Below are 17,055 nucleotides of genomic sequence, written 5' to 3'. Positions count from 1 at the left end.
CTAAGCGCGCGCAATTCCTTCACATCAAGAACAGAGGTCATGAGGATATGGCAGCACCATTGGAAGAAAGTCGGTCGGCGCGGTTCGCCATGCGTTGCGCGGCCTGGGCCGAACGCTGGTTCCCGGATTCGTGGGTATTCGCGACGGTAGGCGTCCTGCTCATCGCCGTGGCCGCGCTGGCCATCGGCGCCAGCCCGGCCAGCACAGCAAAGGCCTTCGGCGACGGCTTCTGGAGCCTGATCCCCTTCACCATGCAGATGGCCTTCGTGGTCATCGGCGGGTACGTGGTGGCCACCTCGGGCCCCGCGTCCAAGCTGATCGACAAGCTGGCCATGCTGCCGAAGAACGGCCGCTCGGCCGTGGGCTGGGTCGCCATCATCTCGATGACGGCCTCGCTGCTGAACTGGGGCCTGAGCCTGGTGTTCGGCGGCCTGCTGGTGCGCGCCATGGCGCGCCGCACCGACCTGAAGATGGACTATCGCGCCGCCGGCGCCGCGGCCTACCTGGGCCTGGGCGCGGTGTGGGCGCTGGGCCTGTCCTCGTCGGCCGCGCAGCTGCAGGCCAACCCGGCCAGCCTGCCCCCGTCCATCCTGGCCATCACTGGCGTGATCCCGTTCACCGAGACCATCTTCCTGTGGCAGTCGGGCCTGATGCTGCTGGTGCTGGTCATCGTGTCGTGGTTCATCTCGTACATGACCGCGCCCAGCGCGGCGTCGGCCCGCGACGCCAAGGATTGCGGCATCGACCCGTCCTTCACCGCGCCGCCCGTGTCCAAGCCCACCCGCCCCGGCGAGTGGCTGGAGCACAGCCCGCTGCTGATCCTGGTGCTGGTGGCGCTGGCCGCCGGCTGGCTGATCCAGGAGTTCTCGACCAAGCCCGCCATCCTGGCGATCTCGGGCCTGAACACCTACAACCTGATCTTCATCATGGTCGGCGCCCTGCTGCACTGGCGTCCGCGCAGCTTCCTGGACGCCGTGGCGCGCGCCGTGCCCACCACGACCGGCGTGCTGATCCAGTTTCCGCTGTACGGCTCGATCGCGGCCATCATGACGCAGGTGAAGGGCTCGGGCGGCGAGACCATCGCGCACCACATCTCCGAGTTCTTCATGCGCATCGCCACCCACGACAGCTACGCGCTGCTGATGGGCGTGTACTCGGCGGTGCTGGGCTTCTTCATCCCGTCGGGCGGCGGCAAGTGGATCATCGAGGCGCCCTACGTGATGCAGGTGGCCAACGAGCTGCACTACCACCTGGGCTGGGCCGTGCAGATCTACAACGCGGCCGAGGCGCTGCCCAACCTGATCAACCCGTTCTACATGCTGCCCCTGCTGGGCGTGCTGGGCCTGAAGGCGCGCGACCTGATCGGCTTCACCTTCGTGCAGCTGCTGGTGCACATCCCGCTGGTGCTGTTCCTGCTGTGGGCGCTGGGCCAGACGCTGGCGTATTTCCCGCCGATCAAGCCGTGATGGCGGCGTGAACCATGGCGGCCGCGGTCGCCATTGCATCGATGCGACAACGGCCATCCCTCATCGGATGGCCGTTTTTTTTGGCGATATCGCCCGTTTTGCGACATCTGGCGCGAGCTCATGTATACTAGCGGGCTTGATGCGGTTTGGCGCAATGGCAGAGTGGTTATGCAGCGGATTGCAAATCCGTGTACGTCGGTTCGATTCCGGCTTGCGCCTCCAGCACTTCCCGAATAATTCCGGGTGCTGGAAAAAATATGGTATTATTTTTGGCTTGCTGCGGTTTGAACAAAATCCAGACATCAAGGCAGTACCACTCCACGCGGGAGTAGCTCAGTTGGTAGAGCGCAACCTTGCCAAGGTTGAGGTCGCGAGTTCGAGACTCGTCTCCCGCTCCAGATTCCGGTCCATGCGCGTCATGGGTCATTGAAAAAGCCGAAAGACTCGCTCTTTCGGCTTTTTCATTTGCGGCGCCCAGCGGACCATCGGACGGCCGCCGCCCCTTTCCCTTGCGCGAGATGCGCGCTCAACGCGTCTTCATCCCCAGCAGCGCCTCCAGCATCAGCTCCGTCGCGCCATCGTCCACGCGGGCGCGATGCGCGATCCCGAGTTCCCTCGCAAGGGCCGGCCGTAGCGGCCGCATGCTGATGCGGCGATCGGGCGCCGGCGCGCCCTCTTCATGGGGCAGCAGCGCGGCGCCGTAGCCGGCCGCCACCAGGCTCTTCATCGCGTCGTTATAGTTCAACTCGATGCGTGCCTGCGGCCGCTGGCCCGCCGCGGCGAACCACTCGGCGGTCTGGCGCGACAGGCGCGTGCCGCGGTCATTGGCGATCAGGGGCCGCGACGCGAGCCAGGCGGGCGTCACGTGGCGAGGCGGCTTCCAATCGACCGGAACGAACGCCAATACCGGATCCTGGCGCCAGGGCCGCACGCGCAAGCCGCGCAGCGCGGGCTGCGGCAGCGCGACGATGCCGATGTCCAGGCTGCCGGCGGCAAGGCGCGCCAGGGCTTCCTCGCTGGTCAGGACCGACGCCTGCACGTCGATGTCGGGATGCTGCGCGGCCAGCGCCTCCAGCGCGCGCGGCAGCAGGTGTGCCAACGCGCCGGTGGACGCCCCCAGGCGCACGCGGCCGCCCTTGGCCGCGATCTGGCGCTGCACGGATTCCAGCAGGTCGTCCGCTTCGGCCAGCAGTTGCCGGGCACGGTCGATCAGCAATGCGCCCGCGGACGTGGCGGTGACGCCGGCCGGCGCGCGATTCAGCAGGCGCGCGCCCAGGCGCGCCTCGAGCTGCGCGACGTGCAGGGTCACCGTGGGCGGAGCAAGATGCAGCGCCTTGGCCGCCGCGGCGAACGAGCCCAGGTCGGCCACCGCCAGCAGCGTGCGCAGGCGGTCGAGATTGATTTCACGCATCGTACCTCCGGAGCCCGCCATCGATTCATTGTTTCTGAATCCGTAGTTTGCCAGATTCAAATAGTATGAATGGCGCCGGCATTGCATCATGGACGCCTCGAATCCCACCGGAGCTATCCATGTCCCCTCTCGTCTTCATCGATGGCGATCAAGGCACCACCGGCCTGCAAGTGCAGCAATGGCTGGCGGGGCGTACCGACCTGCGCGTGCTGCAGCTGCCCGCGGAGCACCGCAAGAGCACGCCCCACCGCGCCGAGGCGCTGAACGACTGCGACGTCGCGCTGCTGTGCCTGCCGGACGACGCCGCGCGCCAGGCCGTGGCGCTCGTGCGGCGTCCTGGCGTGCGCGTAATCGACGCGAGTTCGGCCCATCGCACCGCGCCGGGCTGGACATACGGCCTGCCGGAACTTGACGCGGCGCAGGCCGAACGCATCGCCGCAGCCGCGCGCGTCAGCAATCCGGGCTGTTATCCGACCGGGGCGCTGGCCCTGCTCAAGCCCCTGGTCGACGCCGGCCTGGTGCCGGCCGACTATCCCGTGGTGATCCACGCGGTGTCGGGCTATTCGGGACGGGGCCGTGCCGGCCTCGAAGATCACGAGGGCGCAGAGGCAGCCAACGCGACGCCATTGCAGGTCTACGGCCTGGGCCTGAACCACAAGCACGTACCCGAGATCCAGCAGCATGCCGGCCTGGCGCATGCGCCGGTCTTCGTGCCGGCGTATGGCCACTATCGGCAAGGTATCGTGTTGACAATCGCGCTGCATCTGCGCCTGCTGCCCGCCGGCGTGACGGCCGCGCAGCTGCATGCCGCGCTGGCCGCGCGCTATGTGGGGCAGCCTTTCATCGAGCTGCAGCCGTTGGCGGAGAACGCGGATGCGCAGCGCCTAGACCCCAGGGCCTTGAACGACACCAACCGGATGCGCCTGGGCGTCTTCACGCAGCCGCGCACAGGCCAGGTGCTGCTGACCGCCGTCTTCGACAACCTGGGCAAGGGCGCGGCCGGCGCGGCGGTGCAGAATCTCGGCCTGATGCTCGGCCTGCCGTGGCGGGATGCCGCCTAGCCTAGCACCCTCGTTTGCGGCGCACCCGCCTTCAATGGCTGGCGCGCCGACGCCTCACTCCTTGTAGCGCTGCTCCAGCTCGTCGTACAGCGGCTTGTCCACCAGGCGCTGGCGCTCGTTGAACGGCGCCAGCAGGGTCGGATCCTCGTCGAGCTTGCCGTCGCGGCGCAGCGTGGACAGGGCGCGCTGCATGCCCAGCACGGCGCCCTGCAGCGCCGCGTTGGCGTACAGCACCAGGCTGTAGCCCTGCTTGCCCAGCGCCTCGGCCGTCTGCGCCGGGGTCTTGCCGCCCACCACGATGTTGATCAGCTGCGGCTGGGGCAACAGCTCGGGCACCTTGCGGATCTCTTCCTCGTTGATCATGGCCTCGACGAACAGCACGTCGGCGCCCGCTTCCGCGAACTTGCGGGCCCGCTCGACCGCCGCCTCGAAGCCGTGCACGGCGCGCGCGTCGGTGCGCGCGATGATGATGAAGTCGTCGTCGCGGCGCGCATCGGCCGCAGCCTTGATCTTCGACAGCATCTCTTCCAGCGGCGCCACGTCCTTGCCCGCGAAGTGCCCGCAGCGCTTGGGAAAGATCTGGTCCTCGAGCTGGATCGCGTCCGCGCCCGCGCGTTCCAGCGTGCGCACCGTGTGCCACACGTTCACGGCGTTGCCGAAGCCCGTGTCCGCGTCCACCAGCAGCGGCAGGTCCACCGCGTCGCGGATGCGCGAGGTGGCGTCGGCCACGTCGCGCAGCCCGATGATGCCCAGGTCGGGCGCGCCGTAGTGCATGTTGGTCAGGCCCGCGCCGGTCAGGTAGACCGCCTCGAAGCCCTGGTCCGCCACCACCTTCGCGCTCATCGCATTGAACGCACCCGCCACCACCATGCCATTGCGCTGCACGATGCGATCGCGCAGTACCCGTTTCGTCGACGTGCTCATTGCCGTTGTTCTCCTGGAAAAGGTCTATCCGCTGGGCCGGCGCGGCCCGCAGGGACCCGCGCGCGGCGGGCTATTCGATACGTGTCCCCGACGCCTTGATGGCCTGCGCCCAGCGGGCGGCCTCGCTGTCGAGGAACGCGCCAGTGCGGTCAGGTCCATAGCCTATGATACTGACCCCCACCGATTTGAGCTTCTCCCGCAGCTCGGGATCGCGCAGCGCATCGTCGAATTTCTGCGCCAGCGTCGCGACCGTCTGCTGCGGCAGCTTGGCTGGTCCCAGCAGCATGTACCAGGTCGTCACGGCATAGTCCTTCACCCCGCCCTCGGCGATGGTGGGGATGTCCGGGGCGATGGGCGAGCGCTCGCGGCCCGTCTGGCCCAGCGCCAGCAGCTTGCCGTCGCGGATGAAGGGCAGGCTTTCCGAAATGGGCTGCATGGTGATGTCCAGCCGCTGGCCCACCACGTCGGTCATCGCGGCGCCCCCGCCCTTGTACGGCACGTGCAGGTATTGCAGTCCGGTCATCGAGCGCAGCACCTCGGTGGCCAGGTGCGACGAACTGCCGTTGCCCGAGCTGGCGAAGCGGATCGCGTCGGGCGATTTCTTGCTGGCCTGCACCAGCTGGTCGATGGTCTTGATGCCCAGCTGCGGACGCGCCAGCAGCACCAGCGGCGCCTCGCCGATCAGGGACACCGCCTTGAAGTCGGACAGCTTGTATTCGACCTTGCGGTACAGGCTCGGATTGATCGCGATGCCCGGCGTGCTGAACAGCAGCGTATAGCCATCCGGCGCGGCCGTGGCCACGGTATCGAACGCCAGGTTGCCGCCCGCGCCGGGCCGGTTGTCCACCACGAAGTTGTAGCCCGAGGTCTGCGACACTTTCTGCGTGACGATGCGCGCCACGATGTCGGCGCTGCCGCCCGCCGGAAAGGCCACGACGACGCGGATGGGCCGGTTGGGATAGTCCTGCGCCGCGGCGGCGGGCTGCAGCACCGAGGCGGCCAGCAGGCTGGCGAGCAAGGCAAGGGAAGCTTTCATGATCGGGAGTCTCCTAGGGGATGGTGCGCGGGCGGCATGGGCCCGCGTGCGTTCTGTTGCGGCGGGACTGCCGCCGGACCTCACTGCGCGCAGCCGGCCGGCGCGCTGACCGGCCGGTGCTGCTCCTGCGCCAACGCGGCCATCCAGCCGTCGCGGATGGCGGCCAGGAAGTCGCCGGGCTTGCTGCAATCGCCGACGCGCTCGTACGGAATGCCGGTGGCCTGGACGGCCGCCAGCACGTCCAGCGCGGGCCGCGGACCGGTGGCGAACACCAGCCAGTCGCCGACGTCCAGCGCCTGCACGTCCTGATCGGGCATCTGGATGTCGAGGTGCCTGCCGCGTACGCCGACGATGCGGCAGTTGGTCAGCATGCGGATCCCGTCGGCCGCAAGGCGTTCCACCAGCTCATAGCGGTTGTTGCGCGCCATGCCATTGGCGATGCCCGGCTGCAGCTCCAGCACGGTCACGGCCACGCCGCGCACCCGCAACGCATCGGCCGTCTCCGCGCCCACCATGCCGCCGCCGACGATGGTCACGCGCAGCCCCGCGGGCAGCGTGTCCAGCTCGGCCAGCACGTCCCACGCATGCAGCACGCGCACGCCCGGGTCCAGCGCCGCCAGGTCCAGCGGCGGCCGCGCCGGCTGCGCGCCGGTGGCCACGATCACGGCATCCGGCGCATGCGCGCGGATGCGATCGGCATCGGCATCCACGCCGGTGCGCACGGGCACGCCCAGCTCTTGCAGGGTCTGCCACCGGTAGGTCCAGACGGGCTCGACCTCGGTCTTGTCGGGCGAGGCCACGGCCAGCGGCACCTGTCCGCCGGGCCGCTCGCGCTTCTCCCAGATCTCGACATCGTGCCCGCGTCCCTTCAGCACCCGCGCGGCCTCCACGCCGGCCACGCCGGCGCCCAGCACCAGCACGCGGCGGCGCGGCGCGGCGGTCGGCGCGTACAGCTGGGGCTCGGCATATTCCAGCGCCTCGAACTCGGTGCCTATCATCGGGTTCTGCACACAGGACACGTCCTTCTCCTGCGTCAGGCGCTCGAAGCAGACGTTGCACGCGATGCACTGCCGTATGGGCGCGCGCACCTTGCCGAAGGCCTTCAGGCACCAGTGCGGATCGGCATACAGCGCGCGGCCGATGGACGCGAAGTCGGCCGCGCCCGAGGCCAGCAGGTGCTCGGCGTCGGCCGGCTCGACCATGCGCCCGGCCACGAACACCGGAATGCCCACGGCCTGCTTGATGGGCCGCGCCACGTCCGCCAGGCAGGCGCGCGGAAACGAGGGCGGCTGGATACAGAACTTGGACAGCTGCGGGCTCTCGTTACTGCCGCCGGACAGGTCGATGGCGTCCGCGCCGGCATGCTGCACCGCCTGGGCCAGCGCGATGATCTCGTCCGGCGTGTAGCCACCCTCGGCGAATTCGCTGGCGCTCAGCCGCACCGCCAGGCACATGTCCGGCAGGGCCTGGCGCATGCGGTCGATGGTCTCCAGCAGGAAGCGCATGCGGTTGTGCAGCGTGCCGCCATAGGCGTCCGTGCGCTTGTTGATGCGCGGGCTGAAGAACTGCTGGAACAGATAGCCGTTGGCGGCATGGATCTCCACGCCGTCATAGCCCGCGAGCCACAGCCGGCGCGCGGCGGCGACGAACAGGTGCTGGATCTCGACGATCTCGGCGGCCGACAGCGCGCGCACCTTGTCGCCGGTGTTGGGATTGACCCACGGCGAGGGGCCGACGGGTTCCATGTTCAGCACCGAGCGGCGCAGCAGGCCGCCGCGGTGGTTCAACTGCGCGAACACGTGGCAGTCGTGCCGCTTGATGGCCTCGACGATGCTGGCCAGGCCGGGAATGAAGCGGTCGTGATAGCAGCACAGCGAGTTGTGGTGCGGCCGCGCCTGCTCGGTGACCACCATGGCCTCGGTCATGATCATGGCCACGCCGCCGCGCGCCCGCTCTTCGTAGTAGCGCTTGTCGCGCTCGGTCGACAGGCCGTCGGTGGTGCTGTAGTTGGTGCCCATCGGCGCCATGACCACGCGGTTCTTCAGGCGCAGGCGGCCTATCTGCCCCGGTTGTTCCAGCAACATGAAGCGTCTCCTTTTGGCGGTGTTCGAGCCGGAAAGCCCGGGCCGGCCGCGATGCTCGTTTTGATGGAGTGGAGTCTAATTACTGAGGTTTTCTCTATCAATCACATCAAAATCAAAATACTGGTGAATCTAAATCATCAATTTGGCCGAATTGACGCTTCAGCGCCGATCAGCGTCCGTGGCCTGGCTACCTGGGCTGGAAAGCGGCCGACGTGCCGCCGTCCACGGGCAGGATCGCGCCCGTGACGTAGCCCGCGTCCTCGCTCAGCAGGAAGCGGATCACCGACGTGACGTCGGCGGGCCGCGCGACGCGGCCAATGGGCGACTGGCCCGAGACGCGATAGCTGTTGTGCGCGGCGTCGGCCGCCAGCTTCTGCGTCATCGGCGTGTCCACGGTAGCGGGCGCCACTGCGTTGACCAGGATGCCCTGGGCGGCCAGCTCCACGGCCAGCACGCGCGTCAGCTGGGTCAGCGCCACCTTCGACGCGGCATACGCGCCGCCGCCCACCTTGGGGCGCAGGGCCGCGATGGAGGCGACGAATACGATGCGGGCCGACGGCGCGCCGTCGGCTGCAAAGGCGTCGTCCGCCGCATCCGCGGCGTGGGCTGCATCGCTCTTCCCCGCCGCATCCGCCGCGCTGACCGCGCTCTGCGCCGTGGCCGCATTGGCCAACAGCGGCAACGCCGCGCGCGCCGCCAGCCACGCGCCCTTGGTGTTGATCGCGAACAGCGCGTCGAAATCCCGCTCGTCCATCTCCAGCAGCGGACCGGTGCGGAAGATGCCCGCCGAGCACACCAACGCATCCAGCCGCGGCGTGCGCCGGGCCACGTCCTCGAACGCCCGCGCCACCGACCCGCTGTCCGACACGTCGCAGACCAGCGGGACGAAGCGGCCGGCGGGCGCGCCATCGGCCACATCCCGCAGGCCGTCGCCGGACAGGTCCATGCCGTAGACCGTCCAGCCGCGCGCGATCAGGTCCCGGCAGCAATCGGCGCCGATGCCCGACGCCGCGCCCGTCACGACTGCATGCTTGCCCATGGATTCTCCCGCGTTCAGTCGGCCACCGCGCCCGACTCCTTGGCCACCTTGCCCCAGCGCACCGATTCCGACTTCATGAATTCGTCGAAGGCCGCGGGCGTGGGCTGCGTGAAGGGTTCGATGCCCAGCTTGGCCAGCGAGGCCTTCACGTCGGGCGACTGCACCGTCTTCAGCAACGCGGCATGCAACGTATCGATGATGGGACGCGGCGTATCCTTCGGCGCCATGACGGCGAACCAGTTGAAGGCCAGCACCGACGGCAGGCCGCCCTCGGCGGAGGTCGGCACGTCGGGCATCACAGTGGCGCGGTGGTCGTTGGTGACGGCGATGGCGCGCAGCTTGCCGTCCGTCACCATCGTGTACAGCGCCGGCAGGTCCACGATGATGCCGTCGACGTGGCCGCCCACGGCGTCGGTCATGCCCGGGCCCGCGCCCTTGTAGGGCACGTGCACGATGCGGCCCTTGGACTCGGACTTCAGCAGCTCGATGGCCAGGTGCGGCAAGCCGCCGTTGCCCGCCGAGGCCAGCGTGATGTCGCGCGTCTTGGACAGCGCCACCAGCTCCTGCAGCGTCTTGGCCGGCACCTTGGGATTGATGGCCAGCAGTTCGGGCGTGGCCGCCACGGTGGTGATGCCGGCCAGGTCCTTCAACGGGTCGTACGGCAGCTTGGGATAGGTGTGCGGGCTGATCGCCAGCGGACTGGCGCTGCCCAGCGTGATGGTGTAGCCGTCCGGCGCGGCGCGCACGGTGTACTCGGTGCCGATGGTGGCGTTGGCGCCGGGGCGGTTGTCCACCACCACCGACACGCCCAGGATCTCGCCCAGCTTGGGCGCCAGGATGCGCGCCACGATGTCGTTGGAGCCGCCCGGCGGAAAGCCCACCACCAGGTGCACGGGCTTGGACGGGTAGCGCTCGGCGCCCCAGGCCGGCGCGCCGGCGACGGCGGCGGCCAGGGCCAGCGCGCACAGCGCGCGGCGGCGCAGGGAAGGCAAAGGGAATGAATGCGGGGTCTTGCGCGGCAACATGGTCAGTTCCTCCAGATAGTTCTTATGGGTCGGTGCTTCTTGCGACACTCGCCTCGGGCTACTGCGTGGGGGGTACGTCCAGGCGCGCCGCGATGCCGGCCAGCGCCGGCGCGGGCGGCGGGTAACGCTCCATCACCGCCGGATCGTGTCCGGGGATCACGTGCGCGGCCGAGTCGGCCAGCGCCTGCAGGCGCGCGTATCCCTGGAATACGTCGCCCAGATGGAACACGAGCGGGAAACAGCGCTCCCGCTCGAAATGTTCGTAGAAGTGGCTGGCGTCGGACGCCAGCACCACCCAGCCCCGCGCAGTATGCACCCGCACGGCCTGCAATCCGGCGGTATGGCCGCCGATGCGGTGCACGCTGATGCCGGGCGCGATGTCGGCGTCGCCGTCGTGGAACACCACGCGGTCCTGGTAGGCCAGCCGGATCATGCCGGCCACGTGGTCGGGTTCGTAGGCGCGGCGGTTCAGCTCGCAGCACATGTGGCGGCCGGTCGCGAAGTCCATCTCGGCATCCTGCAGGTGAAATCGCGCCTGCGGCCACGCATCGAAGGTGCCCACGTGGTCGTTGTGCAGGTGAGTGATGACGATCTCGCGCACGTCGCGCGGCGCGATGCCCAGCAGCTCCAGGGCCTGCGCCGGCGTGCGCAGCAGCGTGCGGTGGCGTTTGTCGGCCATGTCCTGGCCGAAGCCGGTGTCGACCAGCAGCAGCCGGTCGGCATCGCGGATCACCCACACGTAGTAGTCCAGCGGCATCGGCGCGTCGTGCGCATCGCCGCCCACGAAATTGGCCGGCCGCCGGGCCGCGCGCGTGGCGTACTTCAGGGCCAGCACCTCGTAGCACGGCAATGCCGGCTGCGCCGCGGCGCGCGGACGGACGGCCTCGCTCATCGCGCGCCCGCGGGCGCCAACAGGCGCATCAGTTCGCCGACGTCGCGGCAATCCTCGATGCCGGCCACCATGGCCGCGGCCTCGGCGGCGCGCGACTCGCCCAGCACCGGGATGGCCAGGCTGTCGAACTTGGCGCGCAGCTCGGCATCCGACATGGAGTTCTGGATCGAACCCTTGGGATAGTCCACCTGCGACACGTGGCGCGTACCGTCTTCCATCTCCATGATCATGCGGCACGACACGCCGCGCGGCAGGCTGTCGTCCACGCTGATCTGCACCATCTCGGACAGGCGCAGCAGCATGGGTTCCGAAAGGCGCGCGTTGTTGTACTGCGCGAACAGCGCCTGCCCGTCGGTCAGCGCCACCGCCACCGAGTACGGCAGACTGACCTGCGCCTCGTGATACGTGCTGGGGTGCGCGTTCTGGTGGTACAGGGCCCAGTCGGGATGGCGCTCCATCTGGATGCGCTTGATGCGCGACAGGTCGGGCGCATGCTTGCGGCGGATCTCGAGCGCGCAGTCGATGGCGTTGTGGATGGGGCGCGCGCACGAATAAGGCTTGAACTCGATGTCCAGCCTGTACGGCTTGTCCAGGTCGGCCACCAGCTGCTCGGGCTGGTTGGCGTCGGTGAAGGCCGCCAGGAAGCCGCGCTCGCCGTCGAAGATGGTCGCCGCGCCGGTGAAGCCCAGCTGCGCCATGGCGGCGGCCGTGATGCCGCTGCGCGAGGCCGGGCCCGGATTGAAGCGCTTCTGCATCGACGGGCCGTACATTTCCATCAGGCCGCCGGCCTGCGCGCCGGTCAGGCCCAGCGCCGAGACGATCTGCTCTTCCGACAGCTTCAGCAGTTGCGCGGACGCGATGGCCGCGCCGAACACGCCGCAGGTCGGCGTGGTGTGATAGCCGCGGTTGCGCAGCGAGTTGTTGGCGGCGCGGCTCAGGCGCTCCATCATCTCGCAGCCCGCCGCCAGCGCGGCCAGCAGTTCGCGGCCGCCGGCCGACACCTGCTCGGCCGTGGCCAGCGCGGCCGAATAGACCGGCGGGCTGAAGTGGAACAGCGCCAGCACGTCGATGTCGTCCAGCTCGACGCTGTGCGAGGAGATGGCGTTGGCGAACGCGGCCTGCATGGCCGGCACGCGCGCGCCGTCGCCGATCAGCGTGGCCTGGGCGTGGCCGCCCATCGAGCCGGCGTACTGGCGCGCGACCTTGCCGCTGCCGGTCTGGCTGCCGGCCACGGCCACCCCCAGGTAGTCCAGCAGCAGCCGCTTGACGGCGTTGCGGTTGTCATCGGTCAGCCGGTCGTAGCCGAAGCCGGCGAAGTGTTGGGCGAGTTGTTCAGCGAGCGTCTTGTTTGCCATGGTGAATGCGGTTCGTGGTGTGAAAGTCGATGAAAGGAGTAGGCGCGATCAGGCGCGCGGCCGGGCCAGGATGCCGATCAGTTCGTCCAGCGAGTCCAGCGCGTCCGCCTGGGCGCACAGCTGCACCACGCGGTCGATGTCGGCGGCCGCCAGGCAGGAGCCCACCACGTTGCGGAACTTGAATTCCACGTCGTCGGCGGAGATGGGGTTCTCGGGGCTGCCGCGCCGGTTCAGGATGCGATGGGTCAGCTCGCGGCCGTCGCGCGTGCGGATCGTGACCACGGCCGCGTGGCGGAACGCCGGCCCCATGGCTTCGATCTCGTCGTCGACGCGCGCCTCGATGCGCGCGATGAACCGCATCAGGGCGGGATCGGCCAGGCGCTCCTGCCGGTACTGGTCCACGAAGGCCACGCCGTCGTGGGCGATCACCGCCAGGCCGTAGTACAGGTTCATCTGCGCGGCGGTCACGCCCTGCGCCTTGTAGTCCCACGCGCAGTGCACGTAGGTCATGTGGCTGACGCCCACCCGCAGCGCGGTCACGTCGTCGGGCGACAGCGCGTGCTCGCGCATCAGGTGCGACAGCGCGTCCAGGGCCGCGTGGATGCTGGTGACGCTGGCGTGCGGCTTGTAGCCGACCTTGGCGGTTTCCCAGGTGCTGCCCAGCCCGTCGGTCAGGCGCGCGGCGTTGGGCGCGTCGGAATAGGAACTGAGATAGCCCCCATAGCTGGCCTCCAGCACGTCCACGATGCCCGTGAAGTCGCGCTGCGCCAGCTCGGCGGCATACACGCCGCTCTGCGCGGCGCGGCCGCCATGGAAACGCTTGACCATCGCGCCTTCCTGCGCGGCCATCAGGCCACCCGCCTGCGAGCCCACGATGCCCAGCGCGTGCTGCATGCGGCCGCCGTCCAGGTCCAGGCTGCGCCCGGCGCATCCGGCGGCCACGAACACGCCCGAGGTGCCCTGCGGATGGAAGCCGCGGTAGAACAGGCTCATGGTGGCGGCATTGCCCACCCGCGTGCCCACTTCGTAGCCGGCCACCATCGCGGTCAGCAGGTCGCGGCCGGTCCAGTCGCCATCGCGCTCGGCATACGCCAGCGCCACCGGCACCGCGATCGATCCCGCGTGCACGATGGACTCCTTGTGGATGTCGTCCAGCTCGAAGGCATGGCCCGCCGTGCCGTTGACCAGCACGGCGCCGGCCACCGAGGTCTTGCCCCCGCCGCCCATCAGCGACGCCGCTGGGCCATGCCCCTCGGCCTGCACCATGGCCTGTACCGCCTGCGTCCAGGGCAGCGTGGCGCCGTAGAGGCAGCAGCCGATGCTGTCCAGCAGGCTGGTCTTCATGCGTTCCAAGACCTCGGCGGGCAGGTCCTCGTAGCGCAGCTGCGCGGCGAAGCGCGCCAGGTCTTGCGTGGCATTGGCCAGCAAAGGGGGTTTGGAACTGCTCATGGTGTCCTCTGCGATTGCGTTGGGTGGGTCAGGCCGTGGGCTCGGCGTCCAGCCGGACCACGATGCCTTCCAGTTCGGCCGAGGCCGCGGGGTAGCGCTGCATCACCAGCGGGTCATGGCCGGGGATGATGTGGCGCGGGCTGTCGGCCAGGCGCTGCAGCGTGGCGTAGCCCTCCAGGGCCTCGCCCAGGTGGAACATGGTGGTGAACACGCGCTTCTGCTCGAAGTGCTCGTAGAAGTGGCTGGTGTCCGAGGCCAGCACGACCCAGCCGCGCCGCGTGTGCACGCGCACGCACTGCAGGCCGTGGGTGTGGCCGCCGATGCGGTGCACGGTCAGGCCCGGCGCCAGCTCGGCCTCGCCCTGGTGGAACGTGACGCGGTCCTTGTAGACCATGCGCACCATGCCCACCACCTCGTCGACCTCGTAGCCGTGGTTGAACTGGCGCTGGCGCATGTGGCGGCCCGTGGCGTACTGCATCTCGTCGTCCTGCAGGTGGAACTGCGCGCGGGCGAAGGTATCGAAGGTGCCGACGTGGTCGTAGTGCAGGTGCGTGATGATGACGTCGCGCACCTGCGCCACGTCCACGCCCATCAGGGCCAGGCCCTGCTCCGGCGCGCGCAGCAGCGTGCGGCCGCGCTTCTGCGCCACCTCGGCGCCGAAGCCGGTGTCCACGACGAACTCGCGGTCGGGGCCGCGCACCAGCCACAGGTAATAGTCCATCGGCATGGGCGCGTCGTGCGGGTCGCCGCCGATGAAATGGTTGCGGCGCATGGCGTCGCGCGTGGCGTAGCGGATGGCATAGACCTCGTAGGTCGGCAGGTCGCGGGTGTCGGTCATTGTTTCGAGGACAGGGTCGTTGACGGTTGCAGAAGCGCGCCGAGCGAGGCCAGCTCGGGCAGGGAGGGCAGCGACAGCACCAGGTCGCGCAGGCGCGGCGTGGCGGCGCCGTAGACGGGCCCGGCCGCCAGTTCGAACTTGCGCTGGACCTCGGCGCGCGGCATGGGGTTCTCGGGTTCGCCGCGGGCGTGGTCCAGGGACTGCTCCAGCACGCGGCCATCGGTGGTGCGCACCACGGCGACCGCGCCGCGCCGCAGCGGATAGCCTTCGTCCAGCGCCGCGTCGGCCCGCACGCGGATGCGCGCCATCAGCGCGCGCACGGCGGGGTCGGCCAGCATGGCGTCGGTGTAGCGGGCCGGCGTGGCGTCGCCCGCGCACAGCATCACCGCGATCGAGAAGCCGATCGAGAACTGCGCTTGGTCGCCATCGCGCGGCGCCTCGATGGCGGCGGCCAGCGTCACCGTATCGACGCGCACGTCGATGGATTCGATCTGGTTGGCCCGCAGCGCATGCCCGCGCGCCAGGTCGGCGACCGCGTCCACGGGCGCGTGGTTGCCGCGGCAGCCGCCGTGCGCTTTCAGATAGGTCTCGTCGATGTGCCAGCGCTGGCCCAGGGCCTCGGCCACGGGCGCGGCCTGGGCATCCTGCGCGAACGCCTTCAGGAAGCCCTGCTCGATCACGGCCGGCGCGCCGCGCGCGCCCTGTGCGGCATACAGCGCGGACAGCAGGCCGCCTTCGCTGCTGCGGCCCACCTGCAGGGGCTGGCTGTCGGCGCTCTTCAATGCTTCCTTCAGGCCGGCGCCATGGCTGCACGCGATGGCGATGGCATGGGCGGCCTGCGTGTCGTCCAGTTCCAGCAGCACCGCGGCGGCGGCGGCGGTGGCGGGCGCGGCCAGGATCGCCGTGCTCTGGAAGCCGCGCTGCACCGTCGACGGATAGATCGCGCGGCCCAGCCGCAGGAACACTTCGTAGCCGGCCGCGATGGCGGCCACCAACCGCGCACCCGAGGCGCCGCGGGCCTGCGCCAGGGCCATGGCCGCGGGGATCACGGCCGAGGACGGATGGCCGCCCGTATAGCGCGAGCCGTCCTCGAAATACGTGGAGTGCGCCAGTGCGCTGTTGATCAGGGCCCCGTCGCGCAGGCCGCGCGCCGCGCCGGTGCCCCAGATGGCGATGGGGCCATCGCCCGGCAGCAGGCCCAGCAGGCCGACATGGGTGCCCGCCCGCACGCCGGTGGCGGCGGCGGCCAGCACGTCCAGCACGCGCAGCGTGACGGCATCGGCCACGCCGGCGGGCACGTCGCTCGTGCGCAGGCTGGCGGCGAAGCGGCCCAGCCTGGCGGCCAGCGCGGGCGCCTGGGCGGTTTCAGCGGAAGCGTCCATGCCCGTCAATCCACTTTCACGCCGATGGACTTGATGACGCCGCGCCACTTCTCGACCTCGGCGCGCACCTTGGCCTGCGCCTGGTCGGCGCCGTCGGCCACCACCTCGGCACCCTGCTGCGCGTACAGCGCGCGGATGTCGGGCGAGGACAGTGCCTTGACCACATCGGCGTTCAGCTTCTCCACGATGGGACGCGGCGTGCCGGCCGCGGTGAACAGTCCATACCAGGTATCGGCCTCGTAGCCCTTCAGGCCGCTCTCGGCCAGCGTGGGCAGGTCGCGCGCCATGTCGGGCCGCTGCGCGCTGGTCGTGGCCAGGCCGCGCAGCTGGCCCGACTTGATGTACGGAATCACCACGGGCGCGTTGGCGATCATCACCTGCACCTGCCCGCCCAGCAGGTCGGTCATGGCCGGGCCGCTCCCTTTGTAGGGCACGTGCGTCAGCGAAACGCCCGCCATGCTCTTGAGGATCTCGGTGGCCAGGTGCGGCGGCGTGCCGTTGCCGGGCGTGGCGTAGTTCAGCGCGCCGGGCTTGGCGCGCGCATAGTCCAGCAGTTCCTGCACCGACTTCACGGGCAGAGAAGGATTCACCACCAGGATGTTCGGCGTGTTGGCGACGATGGTGATGGCCGCGAAGTCGCGCACCGCGTCGTACGGCAGGTTGGCGTACAGGCTCTGGTTGATGGCGTGCGTGCCCACCGTGCCCAGCACCAGCGTGTAGCCGTCGGCCGGCGCCCGCGCCGCCACGTCGGTGCCGATGTTGCCGCCCGCGCCCGCGCGGTTCTCCACCACGACCGGCTGGCCCCATTGCTCGGACAGCTTCTGCGCCAGCGGACGCGCCAGGATGTCGGTGCCGCCGCCCGGCGGGAACGGCACGATCAGGCGGACGGGATGGTCGGGAAAGCCGGCGGCGCCCGCCGCGGCCGCATGGGCGGATGGAGCCGCGAAAGGCAGCGTGGCGACCAGCGCCGCGGCCAGGACTTTCCATGAACGGGACATCCCGCTTACTGCGTTCATCGCCTGTCTCCTGTCGAAGGCTCGCGTCCGTCGTCGTGATCGCGGCGCGTGTTTCTACTTGATGCAGGCAGTCTAAT

Annotated in this window: 14 protein-coding genes and 2 tRNA genes; 4 read left to right on the top strand and 12 right to left on the bottom strand. The window is 69.7% G+C overall.

Annotation, left to right across the window (positions count from 1 at the left end):
• The first annotated feature begins 47 nt into the window (after window positions 1-47).
• From FS845_RS05425 to FS845_RS05415, 3 genes are all read left to right on the top strand, one after another.
• Window positions 48-1,466, top strand: coding sequence for a TIGR00366 family protein (locus tag FS845_RS05425; RefSeq protein ID WP_144631064.1), 1,419 nt, complete (start codon window positions 48-50; stop codon window positions 1,464-1,466).
• A gap of 148 nt (window positions 1,467-1,614) precedes the next feature.
• A tRNA-Cys gene (locus FS845_RS05420) sits at window positions 1,615-1,688 on the top strand.
• A 100-nt stretch (window positions 1,689-1,788) separates the two neighbouring features.
• Window positions 1,789-1,864: transfer RNA gene (locus tag FS845_RS05415), tRNA-Gly, on the top strand.
• 128 nt (window positions 1,865-1,992) lie between these two features.
• On the opposite strand, the gene FS845_RS05410 is transcribed toward FS845_RS05415, so the two are convergent.
• Window positions 1,993-2,877: a LysR family transcriptional regulator gene (locus tag FS845_RS05410; RefSeq protein ID WP_144631063.1), complete on the bottom strand. Its 885-nt coding sequence runs from the start codon at window positions 2,875-2,877 to the stop codon at window positions 1,993-1,995.
• Between the two features lie 119 nt (window positions 2,878-2,996).
• Between FS845_RS05410 and argC the strand changes: the two genes are divergently transcribed.
• Entirely contained in the window at window positions 2,997-3,938 is a 942-nt protein-coding gene (gene argC / locus FS845_RS05405) for an N-acetyl-gamma-glutamyl-phosphate reductase (RefSeq protein WP_144631062.1), read from the top strand.
• 54 nt (window positions 3,939-3,992) lie between these two features.
• Here argC and FS845_RS05400 read toward each other — a convergent pair whose 3' ends face one another.
• From FS845_RS05400 to FS845_RS05350, 11 genes are all read right to left on the bottom strand, one after another.
• Complete coding sequence (locus FS845_RS05400; protein ID WP_144631061.1) at window positions 3,993-4,862, bottom strand: oxaloacetate decarboxylase; 870 nt, start codon at window positions 4,860-4,862, stop codon at window positions 3,993-3,995.
• A gap of 70 nt (window positions 4,863-4,932) precedes the next feature.
• On the bottom strand, window positions 4,933-5,898 hold the full coding sequence (locus FS845_RS05395; protein WP_144631060.1) for a Bug family tripartite tricarboxylate transporter substrate binding protein: 966 nt from the start codon (window positions 5,896-5,898) through the stop codon (window positions 4,933-4,935).
• Between the two features lie 80 nt (window positions 5,899-5,978).
• Complete coding sequence (locus FS845_RS05390; RefSeq protein ID WP_144631059.1) at window positions 5,979-7,982, bottom strand: NAD(P)/FAD-dependent oxidoreductase; 2,004 nt, start codon at window positions 7,980-7,982, stop codon at window positions 5,979-5,981.
• Window positions 7,983-8,169: 187 nt separating this feature from the next.
• On the bottom strand, window positions 8,170-9,021 hold the full coding sequence (locus FS845_RS05385; protein ID WP_144631058.1) for an SDR family NAD(P)-dependent oxidoreductase: 852 nt from the start codon (window positions 9,019-9,021) through the stop codon (window positions 8,170-8,172).
• A gap of 14 nt (window positions 9,022-9,035) precedes the next feature.
• Window positions 9,036-10,046 (bottom strand): Bug family tripartite tricarboxylate transporter substrate binding protein, encoded by a 1,011-nt coding sequence (locus tag FS845_RS05380; protein ID WP_144631057.1) that lies wholly within the window; start codon window positions 10,044-10,046, stop codon window positions 9,036-9,038.
• 58 nt (window positions 10,047-10,104) lie between these two features.
• Entirely contained in the window at window positions 10,105-10,938 is an 834-nt protein-coding gene (locus tag FS845_RS05375; RefSeq protein ID WP_144631056.1) for an N-acyl homoserine lactonase family protein, read from the bottom strand.
• Complete coding sequence (locus FS845_RS05370) at window positions 10,935-12,293, bottom strand: MmgE/PrpD family protein (protein WP_144631055.1); 1,359 nt, start codon at window positions 12,291-12,293, stop codon at window positions 10,935-10,937. Before FS845_RS05370 ends, FS845_RS05375 begins: the two co-directional genes overlap by 4 nt.
• Before the next feature lie 48 nt (window positions 12,294-12,341).
• On the bottom strand, window positions 12,342-13,742 hold the full coding sequence (locus tag FS845_RS05365) for an MmgE/PrpD family protein (protein ID WP_144631054.1): 1,401 nt from the start codon (window positions 13,740-13,742) through the stop codon (window positions 12,342-12,344).
• A 28-nt stretch (window positions 13,743-13,770) separates the two neighbouring features.
• Window positions 13,771-14,580, bottom strand: coding sequence for an N-acyl homoserine lactonase family protein (locus FS845_RS05360; RefSeq protein WP_144631053.1), 810 nt, complete (start codon window positions 14,578-14,580; stop codon window positions 13,771-13,773).
• Complete coding sequence (locus FS845_RS05355) at window positions 14,577-15,962, bottom strand: MmgE/PrpD family protein (RefSeq protein WP_144631052.1); 1,386 nt, start codon at window positions 15,960-15,962, stop codon at window positions 14,577-14,579. The genes FS845_RS05360 and FS845_RS05355 overlap by 4 nt, the downstream gene beginning before the upstream one ends.
• 5 nt (window positions 15,963-15,967) lie before the next feature.
• A complete protein-coding gene (locus FS845_RS05350) occupies window positions 15,968-16,978 on the bottom strand; it encodes a tripartite tricarboxylate transporter substrate binding protein (RefSeq protein WP_260986159.1) in 1,011 nt (336 codons plus the stop codon).
• Window positions 16,979-17,055 lie beyond the last annotated feature (77 nt).

This window comes from Bordetella genomosp. 13, assembly GCF_007679965.1.
Classification (GTDB): domain Bacteria; phylum Pseudomonadota; class Gammaproteobacteria; order Burkholderiales; family Burkholderiaceae_B; genus Bordetella.
Note: the sequence above shows the minus strand (reverse complement) of the source record. Positions and strands in the feature narration are given on the sequence as shown.